This is a genomic window from Leisingera sp. SS27 (assembly GCF_028368855.1).
GTDB lineage: Bacteria > Pseudomonadota > Alphaproteobacteria > Rhodobacterales > Rhodobacteraceae > Leisingera.
The window spans coordinates 1147813-1161540 of record NZ_JAQNCY010000001.1 but is presented as its reverse complement, the minus strand read 5'-3'; the positions used below and the strand labels follow the sequence as shown (position 1 = coordinate 1161540).

Here is a 13728-nt window from a genome sequence, read left to right as displayed (position 1 = left end):
ACCTTGCCATGAGCTACAAGAGTGACATCGAGATTGCGCGTGAGGCGCAGAAGAAGCCGATCCAGGAGATTGGCGCGAAGATCGGGATTTCCAGCGATGACCTGCTGCCCTACGGCCATGACAAGGCGAAGGTGAGCCAGGGGTTCATCGACTCTGTGCAGTCGAAGGAAGACGGCAAGCTGATCCTGGTCACCGCGATCAACCCGACGCCTGCGGGCGAAGGCAAGACCACCACCACCGTGGGCCTGGGCGACGGTCTGAACCGGATCGGCAAGAACGCGATGATCTGTATCCGCGAGGCTTCGCTGGGCCCGAACTTCGGCATGAAGGGCGGCGCTGCAGGCGGCGGCTATGCACAGGTCGTGCCGATGGAGGAGATGAACCTCCACTTCACCGGCGACTTCCACGCGATCACCTCGGCCCACTCGCTGCTGTCGGCGATGATCGACAACCACATCTACTGGGGCAACGAGTGCGACATCGACACCCGCCGCGTCGCCTGGCGCCGTGTGGTCGACATGAACGACCGCGCCCTGCGCACCATCACCGCGTCCCTGGGCGGCGTGTCCAACGGCTTCCCGCGCGAAGCGGGCTTTGACATCACCGTGGCCTCGGAAGTCATGGCGATCCTGTGCCTGGCCAACGACCTGAAGGATCTGGAAAAGCGCCTGGGCGACATCATCGTGGCCTACCGCCGCGACAAGACCCCGGTCTACTGCCGCGACATCAAGGCAGAGGGCGCAATGACCGTCCTGCTGAAAGACGCGATGCAGCCGAACCTGGTGCAGACCCTGGAAAACAACCCGGCCTTCGTGCACGGCGGCCCCTTCGCCAACATCGCGCACGGCTGCAACTCCGTGATTGCCACCAAGACCGCCTTGAAAGTCGCCGACTATGTCGTCACCGAGGCAGGCTTCGGTGCCGACCTCGGCGCCGAGAAGTTCATGAACATCAAGTGCCGCAAGGCAGGCATCGCACCGTCCGCGGTTGTGCTGGTTGCCACCGTGCGCGCGATGAAGATGAACGGCGGCGTTGCCAAGGCGGACCTCGGTGCTGAGAACGTCGACGCGGTGAACTCCGGCTGTGCCAACCTCGGCCGCCACATCGAGAACGTCAAATCCTTCGGCGTGCCGGTTGTGGTTGCGATCAACCACTTCGTCACCGACACCGACGCCGAAGTGGACGCGGTCAAGGCCTACTGCGCCACCCACGGCGTTGAAGCCGTGCTGTCGCGCCACTGGGAGCTGGGTTCCGAGGGCTCCGCGCCGCTGGCCGAGAAGGTTGTCGAGATCGTCGACGCCGGTTCCGCCAACTTCTCGCCGATCTACCCGGACGACATGCCGCTGTTCGAGAAGATCGAGACCATCGCCAAGCGCATCTACCGCGCCGACGAGGTGCTGGCGGACAACAAGATCCGCAACCAGCTGAAGGAATGGGAAGACGCGGGCTACGGCAACCTGCCGGTCTGCATGGCGAAAACCCAGTACTCCTTCTCGACCGACCCGTCCCTGCGCGGTGCGCCGGTGGGCCACTCGGTGCCGGTGCGCGAAGTGCGCCTCAGCGCCGGTGCGGGCTTCATCGTTGCGGTCTGCGGCGAGATCATGACCATGCCGGGCCTGCCGCGCAAACCGGCGGCGGAAACCATCCGCCTGAACGAGGACGGCCAGATCGAAGGCTTGTTCTAAGACGCAAAATGCGTCATCTCGCGGCCCGGGGGCATCCCCGGGCCGCGAGAGTTTCAAGCGCAATCCGAAAAGTGGGAACCGGTTTTCGGAATGAATTGCGCGACCACTAAGAATGGTCAGAGCCTCATATGGCCCAAAGCAATGAAAGCCGAGGCTCTGACACATGACCAAGCTGACACCGCCGCAGGACTGCCAGTCGATGGCAGAGGTGCGGGCCCAGATTGACAGGCTGGACATTGAGCTGGTGCAACTTCTGGCCGTCCGGGCAGGCTATATCGATCGGGCGATCCAGCTGAAGCAACAGAACGGCTGGCCGGCGCGGATCCCGGAACGTGTTGAGGAAGTGGTCATGAATGCCCGCGCCGCGGCAGAAGCTCAGGGGCTGGACCCCGATCTGATCGAGCATCTGTGGCGGCAGCTGGTGGACTGGTCGATTGCCCGCGAGGCGCGGGTGATCCGGGAAGAGTAAGGCGGGCCGAATGCCTGCGCAGGAAAGGAAGAGAGCAATGGCAGCAACTCTGATTGACGGCAAGGCCTTTGCGGCCAAGGTGCGCGGCCAGGTGGCCGAACATGTGGCGCGGCTGAAAGAGCAAAACGGCATCACCCCGGGCCTGGCGGTGGTGCTGGTGGGCGAGGACCCGGCCTCCCAGGTCTATGTCCGCTCCAAGGGCAAGCAGACCGTCGAGGTCGGCATGAACTCCTATGAGCACAAGCTGGAGGCGGACACCTCCGAGGCCGACCTGCTGGCGCTGATCGATCAGCTGAACAACGACGCAAGCGTGCATGGCATCCTGGTGCAGCTGCCGCTGCCGAAACATCTGGACGAGGATCTGGTGATCAACTCGATCGCGCCGGAGAAGGACGTGGACGGCTTCCACATCTCCAACGTGGGCCTGTTGGGCACCGGCCAGAAATCGATGGTGCCCTGCACGCCCTTGGGCTGCCTGATGATGCTGCGCGACCACCACGGCAGCCTCTCGGGCATGGACGCGGTTGTCATTGGCCGCTCCAACATCGTCGGCAAGCCGATGGCGCAGCTGCTGCTGGGTGACAGCTGCACCGTGACCATCGCGCATTCGCGCACCGAGGACCTGCCCGACGTGGTGCGCCGAGCCGACATCGTGGTTGCCGCCGTGGGCCGCCCGGAAATGGTGCCGGGCGACTGGATCAAGGAAGGCGCCACCGTGATTGACGTGGGCATCAACCGGATCGAGCGCGACGGCAAGAACGTGCTGGTCGGCGACGTCGACTTCGCCTCCGCCGCGGAACGCGCCGGCGCCATCACGCCTGTTCCCGGCGGCGTCGGCCCGATGACCATCGCGTGTCTCCTGGCCAACACCGTCACCGCCTGCTGCCGCGCCAACAACCTCGCAGAGCCAGAAGGCCTCACCGCCTGAAGCGCAGCGCAGAACAGCAACGGCTGAAAATGACACTCCCGCCGGATCGCCTCCGGCGGGTGTTTTTTCGGAAAGATGAAATGAGGGGCGTTTAAGCGGAGACGGGCACCATGGTGCCTTGCAGGAGGGCGACCAGCTTTTCCTCTTCGCCTGTCACCGCATGGACCTCTGCCGTGACGATCACCAGCCTGCGGCCCGGTTTGATAACCTTGCCGGTGGCGCGCAGACAATCTCCGGCGCCCGGGGCCAGCAGGTTGATCTTCATCTCCGCCGTCATCACTTCGCTGCTCTCTGGCATCAGGGTGAGAGCGGCATAGCCCGCCGCCGTGTCGCCGATGGCGAAGCTGAGCGCGGCATGGGCCACACCGTGCTGCTGGCGGCTGCCGGGCAGGATCGGGGCGGTGATCACCACTTCACCCGGTGCAACGCTTTCGATTTCAGCGCCCAGGGTCTGCATCATGCTTTGTTTGGCGAAACTGCTGCGGATGCGGTCGTCCATCACATCTGTCCTTGTTGCTGCTGAGTGCCAGCATAGAGGCGGCACAGCTGCCATGGGCCTGTGACGCTGCGCCACTTAGCGGGGCATTGGCACCACCAGCGCCTGCGCACCGGTCAGGATCGCCAGCGCATCTGCCGCCATCAGCGAGGTGAGCGCGGGATCACTGCTGCGCAGGCCGCCGGTATAGGTGCCGAAGGCAGGCAGGATCAGCCGCGACCGGTCCAGCAGGAAGCAGGGCCGGGTGGTGCTGCGCACACGTGCCTTGGGGTGGTAGTGGCCGGAGACCTCTGCCGTCGCCAAGGGATCGGCGATGTGGCGGAAGGTGAGGGGGGCAAGATGCAGCTCTGCCATCTGCTCGCCGCCCAGGTCCGCAGGCGCCGGATCGTGGTTGCCGGTGATCCAGATCCAGCGGCGGCCCTGCATCAGGGCACCCAGCTGGGATTTCTCTGCTTCCGGCAAGGCCTGCGAGGCGGCGTCATCGTCGAAACTGTCGCCGAGGCAGACCACCGTGTCAGGCTGCAGGGCGGACACCCGTTCAGAAAGGCGGATGAGCGTGTCCCGCGTCTCATAGGGCGGCAGGGCGCTGCCGCCGCGCCGGATGTGGCGTTCGGATTTGCCCAAGTGCAGGTCCGAGATGCAGAGAAGGCGGTGCTCTTCCCACCACAGCGCGCCGCTGCCAAGGGCAGTAAGGCGGGCGCCAGCGAGGGTGAAGTCATATCCGGTCATGGCTTGGGTTTATCTGTCAGGGCAGCGCAGGCAAGGGTTATTGCGGCAGCTGGTCCAGCCCGGACTGCCGCATCAGCTCCTCCGCTTCCTGCTGCAGCAGTTTTTCCTCCGCCGCGCCCTTGACCGGGACCTTTCCAACCTCCAGCAGCAAAGGCGCCGCGAGGGGGGAGATCCGCTCCAGCCGCCTGAGCGTGATGCGGCCCCGGGTCCGCTCCAGCATCTCCTCTATGCGGCCGAAGTCCACCAGCCCGCGCAAGGCCTCCTCGCGGGTGATGTCCATCAGAAGGTGATCCGGGTCGTACTTGCGCAGCGTGTCATAGAGAATGTCGGAGGAGAACGTCGCCTGCCGCCCGTTCTTGCGTGCGCCCGGCGTGTTGCGCTCGATGAGGCCCGCAATGGTGGCCGCACCGCGGAAGGCGCGTTTCATCACCGCATTCCCAGCCAGCCAGCCCTCCAGCCCGTCGCGCAAAGCCTCCGGGTCGAACAGCGGGGCAGGGTCTGCGACCTCTTGCAGCCCCCAGATCAAGGTAGCGTAGTCGGTGGCAACAAAACCCAGGGGATCCAGCCCCAGTTCCTCCATCCGCTTGGTCAGCAAGAGGCCCAGCGTCTGCTGGGCGTTGCGGCCGGCAAAGCCGTAGACGCAGATGTGCTCGCGGCTGTCATGCGGGAAGCTTTCGATCAGCAGCCGCCCGGCGCGGGGCAGCTCGGAGACCGCGCGCTGCAGGTCCAGCCAGTCCGCGGTGTGGCCGGGCAGGGCGGGCCAGCTGTCTTGTTTGAACATCTTGAGGATGCGGGCGCTGAGCTGGGTGGAGGTGGCGAATTTGGTGCCGGAAAACACCGCGATCTTGGGCTTCCGCCCCGGGTTGCGGCTGACCTCGACGGTCATTTCGCGCAGGCCTTCATAGCGCACGGTCTGGCCGCCGATCAGAAAGGTGTCGCCGGGGGTGAGGGTGGCGGCAAAGGCCTCCTCGACCTCGCCCAGTGGCTTGCCGCCGCGGCTGCGTTTCAGGCGGACCTTGATCAGGTCGGCGTCCTGAATGGTGCCGAGGTTCATGCGGATGCGGCTGGCCGCGCGCGGGTCGCGCAGCTGCCATTTGCCGTCCGGGCGCTGCAGCAGCCGCTGCCACTGATCATAAGCTTTCAGCGCATAGCCGCCGGTGGCGCAAAAGGTGAGGCAGGCATCAAAGGCAGTGCGGGTCAGGGTGGCATAGGCGCCGGCCCGGGTCATCTCGGCATAAAGCTCCTCCGCATCAAACGGGCCTGAACAGGCGGCGATCAGGATATGCTGGCAGAGCACGTCGCGGGGGCCGGGCCCGCGCGGGTCGCCGTCCAGATCGTTTTCGCGCACCGCTTCCAGCGCAGCACGGCATTCGACCACCTCGAACCGGTTGGCAGGCACCAGGAGCGCCTTGGAGGGCGCATTGTAGCGGTGGTTGGCGCGGCCGATGCGCTGGACCAGGCGTTTCACGTTCTTGGGGGCGCCGATCTGGATCACCAGATCCACGTCGCCCCAGTCGATGCCGAGGTCGAGGGAGCCGGTGCAGACGATGGCGCGCAGCTCTCCCCGGACCATCGCCGCCTCCACCCGTTCGCGCTGAACCCGGTCAAGCGAGCCGTGGTGGATGCCGATAGGCAGCGCGTCTTCATTGGCAAGCCAGAGGTTGTGAAAGAAGATTTCCGCCTGGGCACGGGTGTTGTGGAAGATCAGCGTGGTCTTGTGCGCCTTGATCTGCGCCATCACCGCCGGAATCGCATAAGCCGCACCGCCGCCGGCCCAAGGCGGGGCCGCTTCGGTTTCCAGCATCCGGATGTCCGGCGCCGGGCCTGGATCGGCCAGCACGATATCGCAGGGGTCCGGATGGCGGGCGAGGTAGCTGGCGATGGCCTCCGGGTCGTCCACCGTTGCCGACAGCCCCACCCGGCGCAGATCCGGACACAGCGTCTGCAGCCGCGCCAGCGCCAGCATCAGCTGGTCGCCGCGCTTGCTTTCGGCCAGCGCGTGGATTTCGTCCACCACCACCCGCTTGAGCCCCTTGAAGGTGCGGGCGGCATCCTCGTAGGAGGTGAGCAGGGCGAGGCTTTCGGGCGTGGTCAGCAGAATATGCGGCGGGTCGGCGCGCTGGCGCCTTTTGCGGGAGGCGGGCGTGTCGCCGGTGCGGTCGTCGATGCGGATGGGCAGGCCGATTTCCTCAACCGGTGTGCGCAGGTTGCGCTTGATATCCGCGGCCAGAGCCTTGAGCGGTGAGATGTAAAGCGTGTGCAGCCCGTCGTGGGACCCATCGGCCAGCTCCGCCAGGGTGGGCAGAAACCCCGCCATTGTCTTGCCGCCGCCGGTCGGGGCGATCAGCAGGGTGCAGGGTGCCCCGGCCCGCTCCAGCATGGCGTGCTGATGCGGGTGGACGGTCCAGCCGCGGGCGGAGAACCAATCTTGGATGGCCTTTGGAAGTTCGCTCATCCCCTTCTTTTAGGCGAAGGCTCAAAACTTTTCGAAAAGTTTTGGCAAGAGTTTTGGGAAAACTCTTGCCGCCGCCGCGCCTGTTCCCGTGTCACTTCACGATGTGCTCGTCCTTGACGAACATGTTCGCCCAGGCGCGGTCGATCAGCTCCGGCGACATCTGGTAGGGGATGCCCTCAAACTCGCAGATGGAGATCATCTGGTCGATCAGGAACACCGGCTGGTAGTTGGCGTAGATGTTGTTGATCGTCGGGTATTTCTTCTTCAGGAGATGCACCAGCGCCGCCTCGTCCAGCGGCATGCCCTTCTTGCGCGCCACCATGGCAAAGATCTTGAGGAAATTCTCCTGGTTCGGCCCGTCGATCTTGATCTTGAAGAAGATCCGGCGCAGCGCCGCCTGGTCAAAGATCTCATTCGGGTGGAAGTTGGTGGAGAAGATCACCAGCGTGTCAAAGGGCACCTCGAATTTTTCGCCCGATTGCAGCGCCAGGATGTCCTTGCTTTCTTCCAGCGGAACGATCCAGCGGTTGACCAGCGACTGTGGCGGTTCTGCCTGGCGGCCAAGGTCGTCGACGATGAAGATGCCGCCGGTGGATTTCAGCTGCAGCGGCGCCTGATAGGTGCGCGCTGTCGGGTTGTAGACCAGATCCAGCATGTCCAGCGACAGCTCGCCGCCGGTGATCACGGTGGGGCGCTCGCACATCACGTAACGCTCGTCAAAGCGGCGGCGGCGGCGCAGGGCGTTGGGATCTTCCTGCTCCTGCTCAACCGCGGTGTGCACGATCGGGTCATAGACAGTGATCACCTGGCCCGCGTATTCGATGGCGCGCGGCACATAGACGTGATCCCCCAGCGCATCGCGGATGCCGTTGGAGATCGAGGACTTACCGTTGCCCGGCGGGCCGTACATCAGGATCGAACGGCCGGCGCTCACGGCGGGGCCGAGGTGGTCCAGCAGGCTGCCCGGCAGCACCAGATGGCCCATCGCATTGGTCAGCTGGTCCCGGGTCACCTGGATGTTGCGGATCGACTGGCGCTTCACCTGCTCGCGGTAGACCGCCAGCGGCACCGGCATGGCACCGAAATATTCCGACTGGCTCAGTGCATCCTGGGCGCGTGACTTGCCTGCATCGGTCAGCTGGTAACCCATCTCGTTGCCGCTGTTGGCATTGAGGGTGCCGGTGGCCTCCAGCAGGCGCTGCTCGCGCGCCATGTCCACCAGCTCCTGGGTGACAGAGGACGGCAGGCAGATCGCCTCGGCGATCTCGGTCACATTTTCCACGTTCTTGCGGAAGATGGTCTTGAGCAGGATATCCCGCATCATCACCACCGGCAGCTGCATCTGTTCCAGCCCCTTGGGGGCGGGCGGGGCCACAACGGCGAGGTTTTGCATGTTCATGGCGGTGCCTGTTCCTGATATCCGTATCCGGCCCCGCAGTCGGGGGCTTCTGGAAACAGACTATTCAGGACTGTGGCAACAGCGGGGCAGAGCTGCAGCATTTCCGCGAAAGCGCCGTGAAAACCGCCAAAGGCCTAACCTCCGGCTGGCACCGCTGGCGCGCGGCGCCTGATGGCATCAGCTGCCGAATTGCGCGGCCAGACCCAGGTAAATGGCAAGCGTTGCCCCCAGGCACAGGCCCATCGGGAAGCTCTTGCCGGTGTCCCAGCTTTGCCATTGCGGCGCCAGCTGCCGCAGGCGGGTGTATTTGGCAATCCGGTGCGCGGTGAAGCCGGCCAGCAGGGTGGCGGCGAAAACCACCATCAGAAAGCGCAGATCGCCAAGCGCAACGAACGGCGCCGCGGCGCCTGCAAACTTGGCGTCGCCGGCACCGACAGCGCCGGCGGCGTAAAACAGGAAGCCCAGGCCGATGCCGACAGGCAAGTGCAGAAGATGCCAGCCGTAGTCGGCCCAGCTGGGCATGACCAGCGCCCCGATCACCACATAGATCAGGGCCAACAGGTCAACGGCCCAGTTGGGAATGCGCATGCCGCGCAGGTCAGTCAGCGCCACCGTGTAGCACAGCGGCAGCACAAACGGCAGAAACCACAGGGCGGCATGGGCCGGGAACTGCATGGCTCAGCCGTTTTCCAGCGCCGCCAGGGAGCGCGCGGCCTCTTCAAAGTGCTGCGGGTGTGTGGCAATCGCTTCGCGCAGCAGATTTTCGCCAACCTTGACGTCGCCCTGCTTGATCGCGGACAGCGCCAGCGTGTGCAGCAGCAGAGCGCGCTCGGTCTGCTTCAGCGGGATGACCGGCAGGCTGTAGTTGCGCTGTGCGCCGCGGGCCAGAACAAGGTTGTTCTTGGCGGTGAACAGGCTCTGGTCCTGACGGATCGCGTCGCCGAACAGGCGCTCGGCACCGGTGAAATCGCCGCGGGTCAGTTTGGAATAACCCCAGTTGTTCATGATCTTGGCGGGTGTGGTGGTCAGCCCGACCGCAATTTCATAGAAGCTGTCGGCGCGCTTCCAGTCCTTGTTGGCGTCGGCGACAACAGCTTCCAGCCGGTAGCGCTCATAGGTCTCATAGGTCGGCGGCACCTTGTCCAGTTCCGCCTTGGCCTCATCCCATGCGCCGCTGCGCACCAGGGCGCCGGCCAGATGGACGCGGTCCTCGCTGGTGGTATCCTTCATCGACACAACCTGCTTCCAGGCAACGGCGGCTTCGGTGTTGCGCTTGGCGCGGGTCAGCGAATGCGCCAGACCGCGGTGCAGTTCGATCCGGTCCGGGCTGTTCCTGATGGTGCGCTGGAAATGGGCCACCGCTTCATTCGGATCGGCCACGTTCAGCATCACATCGTTGAGATTGCTTTCGTCGATGACGTTCACTTCCTGCAAGGCGCGTTCGACGGATTCATCGGCTTTATCCGCGCAGGCCGACAGGACCAGCGCCCCTGCCAGAGAAGCGGATAGAATAATCTGCTGGCGCATTGGTGCGTCCTTTTTACTGCTCTGCCTCTGTTATGGTGTCTGGCGAATCAGGTAGCTGCCGCCGCCCTGCCGCACCAATTTGTAGTCTTCTTTTTGCGGAGCAGTATGCGCAGGATTTTCAAGTTTTGCGAGTGCCAGGCGTAAATTATCGCGGATTGCGTCACTTTCGCCATTGTCGAGCGCATAAGCGCGATGGAACACCTGCACTGCTTCGGCCGTCTTGCCGCGCTCCATCAGCGTAACACCCAGATTGTTCATCGGTTCCGGCCACTCCGGATCGGCGGCCACGGCCTGGCGCAGCAGGTCTTCGGCCTGTCCCAGGCGCCGCAGGCCCAGCTGGGCGCTGCCCATGCCGGACAGCACTTCCGGTGTCAGCCCATGATCCAGCGCCGCCCGGGTGAAGGCCTCAAGCGCCAGGTTGTACTCTCCCGCGGCCATCAGCCGGTTGCCGACCAGCAGCGCGTCGGCTTCTTCGCCGCGCAGGTCCGCACCCGGCGCCCAGGGGCTGTCCTTGTCCTGTCTCAAACCGCCCGGCGCACATGAAGCCGCCAGCGCAACAGCGCTGGCGGCGGTGAGGGCCAAGAGCAGCCGGGCAGCGGGTGCCCGTTCTGTCAAATTCATTATTGGGGTCCCAGATTGCCCAGATTTGCGATGTTCTGCGCCGAGGGGCCGACCAGGATGATCAGCAGCGGCGGAACTGTCAGCCCCATTGTGGCAAGTGTCATCTTCACAGGCAACTTGTTTGCGGCCTCTTCCGCCCGCATGACCCGTTTGTCACGCATTTCACCTGCATACACCCGCAGCGCGTCAGCGATCGAAGTGCCGAAGCTGGAGGATTGGATCATAACCGTCACGAAGGAGGAGACATCCATCACGCCGCAGCGGGTGCCGAAATCGCGCAGCACTTTGTCCTTGTCCTTGCCCGCCTTCATTTCATGGGCGACCACCTGGAACTCCTCCGACAGCTCCGGGTAGGAGCTGCGCAGTTCCGAGGCAACCCTGACGATGGCCTGATCCAGCGACTGCCCGGCCTCGACGCAGACCAGCATCATGTCCAGCGCATCCGGGAAAGCGTCCGTGATTGCCTCCTTGCGGGCGGCGATGCGGCGGGTGATCCAGTAACGGGGCAGGAAATAACACGCAGCCGCTGGCGCAAGAATGCGGATGGCCATCTGCTGGCCGTCAAACTCCACATCCGCCTTCAGAACATAGACAAAGAACAACCCGCCCATCAGGCCGACAAGCCCAAGGGCAAACTGGGCAAAGTGGAACAGCCGCACAGAGTCCTTGGAGATATAGCCCGCCTGACGCAGCCGCAGCTCCATCGCGGACAGCTCGTCAGCATTCTGCGGCTCCAGGAAATTGGCGAACTTCTGCAGCTGTTCATTGCGCCCGGTCTGCCGCAGCCGCTGCTTCTGCGGTGATTGCCGGGTTTCCGGCTTGATGTTCTTCTGCAGCTTCTTCAGCGGGTCTTCGGGCTGGTTCATGAGCAGGGGAATGGCCAGCAGGATCATGAACAAACCTGCAATGCCAAGCGCCAGAAGCGGGCCGAACGGGCCGAACTGCGCTGTGAGGAAGCCTTCAATACCGGTCAGGAAATCCACGGTCCGCTCCTTAGACTTTGATGTTGGTCAGAATGCGCATGACGATCAGGTTGGCGGTCAGCATTGCGCCCACGACGAAACATGCAGGGATGAACCAGGGGTGGTCCGTGACGTTGTCATAGTAGTTGGGGTCCTTGACCAGGATCCCGATCAGGCAAAGCAGCGGGAAACCCGACAGGAACTTGCCGGACCATTGCGCCTCGGCGGTGATCGCCTTCACGCGGCGGAACAGGCGGAAACGGGCGCGGATCACCTTGGCCAGGCCCGCCAGAACCTCGGCCAGGTTGCCGCCCGACTGCTGCTGGATGGTCACGGCCACCGCAAGGAAACGCATGTCCTGCATGTCCAGGCGCTCTGCCATCTCCTTGAGTGCCTCGCCGACGTCGCGGCCATAGGCGCATTCATCGGAAATGACGCCGAATTCGGTGGCCAGCGGATCTTCGACCTCGTTGGAGACGATCTGAATGGCTGATGTGAACGGGTGGCCGACGCGCAGGGAGCGCACCATCAGCTCTACCGCGTCGGGCAGCTGTTCCTCGATCAGGGCCATGCGCTTGGCGGCCTTCTTGTTGACCCAGAAGAACACCGCGCCCACGCCGATGATCACGGCGCCCAGAATGCGGACCGGCAGCGGCGCGGCAGTGCCGATGCTGAGACCGACAAACGCCAGCCCGGCCAAACCCGCCATGATCACGATCAGCTGCTTGGGGGAAAAGGCGATGGCCGCCTTCTGCGCCCGTTCGGACAGCAGGGAATACAGCGGGATCGACTGCGATTTGGCGTGCTGGCCCATCTCCTTGCGCAGCTGCTCCAGCACCTGCTCGCGGTTGCTGCCCTTCTCCATCATCTCCAGCCGGCGGTTGACCTTGCTGTTCAGGCTGATGGATTTGCCAAAGACAAACAGATACAGGCCTTCGACCAGCGCCAGGATCCCAAAGAAGATCGCGCCGTAGATAAGCGGTTCGGCACTCAGTTCCATCAGCGCGGCTCCATCGTGGTGGGTTCATAGATCGACGGCGGCAGGTCGTAGCCCCACAGGCGGAACCGCTCCGAGAAGTGGCTGCGCACGCCGGTCGCGGTGAAGTGGCCGATGATCTTGTTGTCCGGGGTCAGGCCGACGCGCTGGAACCGGAAGATTTCCTGCATCGAGATCACGTCGCCTTCCATGCCGGTGATTTCGGTGATCGAGGTCATCCGGCGCGAGCCGTCCTGCAGGCGGGAGGCCTGCACGATCAGGTTCACAGCTGATGCAATCTGGCTGCGCACCGCCTTGATCGGCATCTCGATGCCGGCCATGGCGATCATGTTTTCCAGACGCGAGATGCCGTCGCGGGCAGAGTTGGCGTGGATCGTGGTCATCGAGCCGTCGTGGCCGGTGTTCATGGCCTGCAGCATGTCGATCACTTCCTCGCCGCGGGTCTCGCCCACGATGATGCGGTCGGGGCGCATCCGCAGCGCGTTTTTCAGACAGTCGCGCGGCGAAACCTCGCCTTTGCCTTCCACGTTGGGCGGGCGGCTTTCCATCCGGCCCACATGGGTCTGCTGCAGCTGAAGTTCCGCAGTGTCCTCGATGGTCAGAATGCGCTCCGCGTTGTCGATGAAGGAGGACAGCGCATTGAGCGTGGTGGTTTTACCGGAGCCGGTACCGCCAGAAACGATGACATTCAGCCGGGTCGAGACAGCGGCCTGCAGATAGGCTGCCATTTCCTCGGTGAAGGCGCCGAATTGCACCAGGTCATCGATGCCCAGCTTGTCCTTTTTGAACTTCCGGATCGACACCAGCGACCCGTCCACCGCAATCGGCGGCACCATCGCGTTGAAACGCGAGCCATCGGCCAGGCGGGCGTCCACATAGGGGTTGCTCTCATCGACGCGGCGGCCCACGGCGGACACGATCTTGTCGATGATCCGCATCAGGTGCTTCTCATCCTTGAACCCGATGTCGCTGAGTTCCAGCTTACCGCTGCGCTCGACAAAGATCTGATGCGGGCCGTTTACCAGGATATCGCTGACCGTCTCGTCCTGCAGCAGGGTTTCCAGCGGACCAAGCCCGGTCACCTCGTCATAGAGCTCCTTGTTCAGCGTCTGCCGGTCCTCGCGGTTCAGCACGATGCTCTTTTCGGCCAGGATCTCTGTCGAGATGTTGGAGATCTCCGACCGCAGCTCAGACTCCCCTGCGCGCTCCAAAGCGGCCAGGTTCAGGTTCTCCAGAAGCTCCCGGTGCAGCTGGATCTTGATCTCGTTCAGCCGCTCCTTGCGCTTGCGCTCCTTGTCCATCGGGGCCGCTTCCGCTGCCTTACGCTGGACCGGGCGCCGCAGGCTGACTGCAGGCTTGCCGTTTGCACCCGCGGCCGGCTCCGGGGCCGGCGCCGGTGCAGCAGGTTTCGCGGCCTGTTTCTTGTACTTGGAAAACATCAACTCACCCCCAATTCAAGC

At 64.0% G+C, this 13728-nt stretch carries 13 protein-coding genes; 3 read left to right on the top strand and 10 right to left on the bottom strand.

The genetic code is table 11. The features are described 5' to 3' along the window. Positions 1 to 8: 8 nt before the first annotated feature. From N6L27_RS05745 to folD, 3 genes are all read left to right on the top strand, one after another. Positions 9 to 1685 (top strand): formate--tetrahydrofolate ligase, encoded by a 1677-nt coding sequence (locus N6L27_RS05745; RefSeq protein WP_271906181.1) that lies wholly within the window; start codon positions 9 to 11, stop codon positions 1683 to 1685. A gap of 163 nt (positions 1686 to 1848) precedes the next feature. Next, a complete protein-coding gene (locus N6L27_RS05740) occupies positions 1849 to 2154 on the top strand; it encodes a chorismate mutase (protein WP_271906179.1) in 306 nt (101 codons plus the stop codon). A 37-nt stretch (positions 2155 to 2191) separates the two neighbouring features. Further along, positions 2192 to 3082 (top strand): bifunctional methylenetetrahydrofolate dehydrogenase/methenyltetrahydrofolate cyclohydrolase FolD, encoded by an 891-nt coding sequence (gene folD / locus N6L27_RS05735; protein WP_271906178.1) that lies wholly within the window; start codon positions 2192 to 2194, stop codon positions 3080 to 3082. A 91-nt stretch (positions 3083 to 3173) separates the two neighbouring features. On the opposite strand, the gene N6L27_RS05730 is transcribed toward folD, so the two are convergent. The 10 genes from N6L27_RS05730 to N6L27_RS05685 all read right to left on the bottom strand — a co-directional run bounded on the left by N6L27_RS05730 (position 3174) and on the right by N6L27_RS05685 (position 13707). Further along, the gene (locus N6L27_RS05730; RefSeq protein ID WP_271906177.1) at positions 3174 to 3581 is read right to left on the bottom strand and encodes a PaaI family thioesterase; all 408 of its coding nucleotides are present in this window, start codon (positions 3579 to 3581) and stop codon (positions 3174 to 3176) included. A 75-nt stretch (positions 3582 to 3656) separates the two neighbouring features. Beyond that, positions 3657 to 4307, bottom strand: a complete 651-nt coding sequence (pdeM, locus tag N6L27_RS05725; RefSeq protein ID WP_271906176.1) for a ligase-associated DNA damage response endonuclease PdeM — start codon at positions 4305 to 4307, stop codon at positions 3657 to 3659. Between the two features lie 37 nt (positions 4308 to 4344). Further along, the gene (locus tag N6L27_RS05720; protein ID WP_271906175.1) at positions 4345 to 6762 is read right to left on the bottom strand and encodes a ligase-associated DNA damage response DEXH box helicase; all 2418 of its coding nucleotides are present in this window, start codon (positions 6760 to 6762) and stop codon (positions 4345 to 4347) included. Between the two features lie 91 nt (positions 6763 to 6853). Next, positions 6854 to 8161, bottom strand: coding sequence for an ATPase (locus tag N6L27_RS05715; RefSeq protein ID WP_271906174.1), 1308 nt, complete (start codon positions 8159 to 8161; stop codon positions 6854 to 6856). A 177-nt stretch (positions 8162 to 8338) separates the two neighbouring features. Then, on the bottom strand, positions 8339 to 8836 hold the full coding sequence (locus N6L27_RS05710; RefSeq protein WP_271906171.1) for a prepilin peptidase: 498 nt from the start codon (positions 8834 to 8836) through the stop codon (positions 8339 to 8341). Between the two features lie 3 nt (positions 8837 to 8839). Then, positions 8840 to 9688 (bottom strand): tetratricopeptide repeat protein, encoded by an 849-nt coding sequence (locus N6L27_RS05705; protein ID WP_271906168.1) that lies wholly within the window; start codon positions 9686 to 9688, stop codon positions 8840 to 8842. 30 nt (positions 9689 to 9718) lie between these two features. Next, positions 9719 to 10309 carry a tetratricopeptide repeat protein gene (locus N6L27_RS05700; RefSeq protein ID WP_039180513.1) on the bottom strand — a complete coding sequence of 197 codons (591 nt, stop codon included), beginning with the start codon at positions 10307 to 10309 and terminating at the stop codon, positions 9719 to 9721. Then, a complete protein-coding gene (locus N6L27_RS05695) occupies positions 10309 to 11292 on the bottom strand; it encodes a type II secretion system F family protein (protein ID WP_039180511.1) in 984 nt (327 codons plus the stop codon). The genes N6L27_RS05700 and N6L27_RS05695 overlap by 1 nt, the downstream gene beginning before the upstream one ends. 10 nt (positions 11293 to 11302) lie before the next feature. Next, complete coding sequence (locus N6L27_RS05690; RefSeq protein WP_271906166.1) at positions 11303 to 12271, bottom strand: type II secretion system F family protein; 969 nt, start codon at positions 12269 to 12271, stop codon at positions 11303 to 11305. Next, a complete protein-coding gene (locus N6L27_RS05685; protein WP_271906164.1) occupies positions 12271 to 13707 on the bottom strand; it encodes a CpaF family protein in 1437 nt (478 codons plus the stop codon). The genes N6L27_RS05690 and N6L27_RS05685 overlap by 1 nt, the downstream gene beginning before the upstream one ends. Positions 13708 to 13728 lie beyond the last annotated feature (21 nt).

What these genes read in the sequence shown, in the direction of transcription:
- N6L27_RS05745 (WP_271906181.1), top strand. Translation starts at nt 9, where the DNA reads ATGAGCTACAAGAGTGACATCGAGATTGCGCGTGAGGCGCAGAAGAAG.
- N6L27_RS05740 (WP_271906179.1), top strand. Translation starts at nt 1,849, where the DNA reads ATGACCAAGCTGACACCGCCGCAGGACTGCCAGTCGATGGCAGAGGTG.
- folD (WP_271906178.1), top strand. Translation starts at nt 2,192, where the DNA reads ATGGCAGCAACTCTGATTGACGGCAAGGCCTTTGCGGCCAAGGTGCGC.
- N6L27_RS05730 (WP_271906177.1), bottom strand. Translation starts at nt 3,581, where the DNA reads ATGGACGACCGCATCCGCAGCAGTTTCGCCAAACAAAGCATGATGCAG.
- pdeM (WP_271906176.1), bottom strand. Translation starts at nt 4,307, where the DNA reads ATGACCGGATATGACTTCACCCTCGCTGGCGCCCGCCTTACTGCCCTT.
- N6L27_RS05720 (WP_271906175.1), bottom strand. Translation starts at nt 6,762, where the DNA reads ATGAGCGAACTTCCAAAGGCCATCCAAGATTGGTTCTCCGCCCGCGGC.
- N6L27_RS05715 (WP_271906174.1), bottom strand. Translation starts at nt 8,161, where the DNA reads ATGAACATGCAAAACCTCGCCGTTGTGGCCCCGCCCGCCCCCAAGGGG.
- N6L27_RS05710 (WP_271906171.1), bottom strand. Translation starts at nt 8,836, where the DNA reads ATGCAGTTCCCGGCCCATGCCGCCCTGTGGTTTCTGCCGTTTGTGCTG.
- N6L27_RS05705 (WP_271906168.1), bottom strand. Translation starts at nt 9,688, where the DNA reads ATGCGCCAGCAGATTATTCTATCCGCTTCTCTGGCAGGGGCGCTGGTC.
- N6L27_RS05700 (WP_039180513.1), bottom strand. Translation starts at nt 10,309, where the DNA reads ATGAATTTGACAGAACGGGCACCCGCTGCCCGGCTGCTCTTGGCCCTC.
- N6L27_RS05690 (WP_271906166.1), bottom strand. Translation starts at nt 12,271, where the DNA reads ATGGAACTGAGTGCCGAACCGCTTATCTACGGCGCGATCTTCTTTGGG.
- N6L27_RS05685 (WP_271906164.1), bottom strand. Translation starts at nt 13,707, where the DNA reads ATGTTTTCCAAGTACAAGAAACAGGCCGCGAAACCTGCTGCACCGGCG.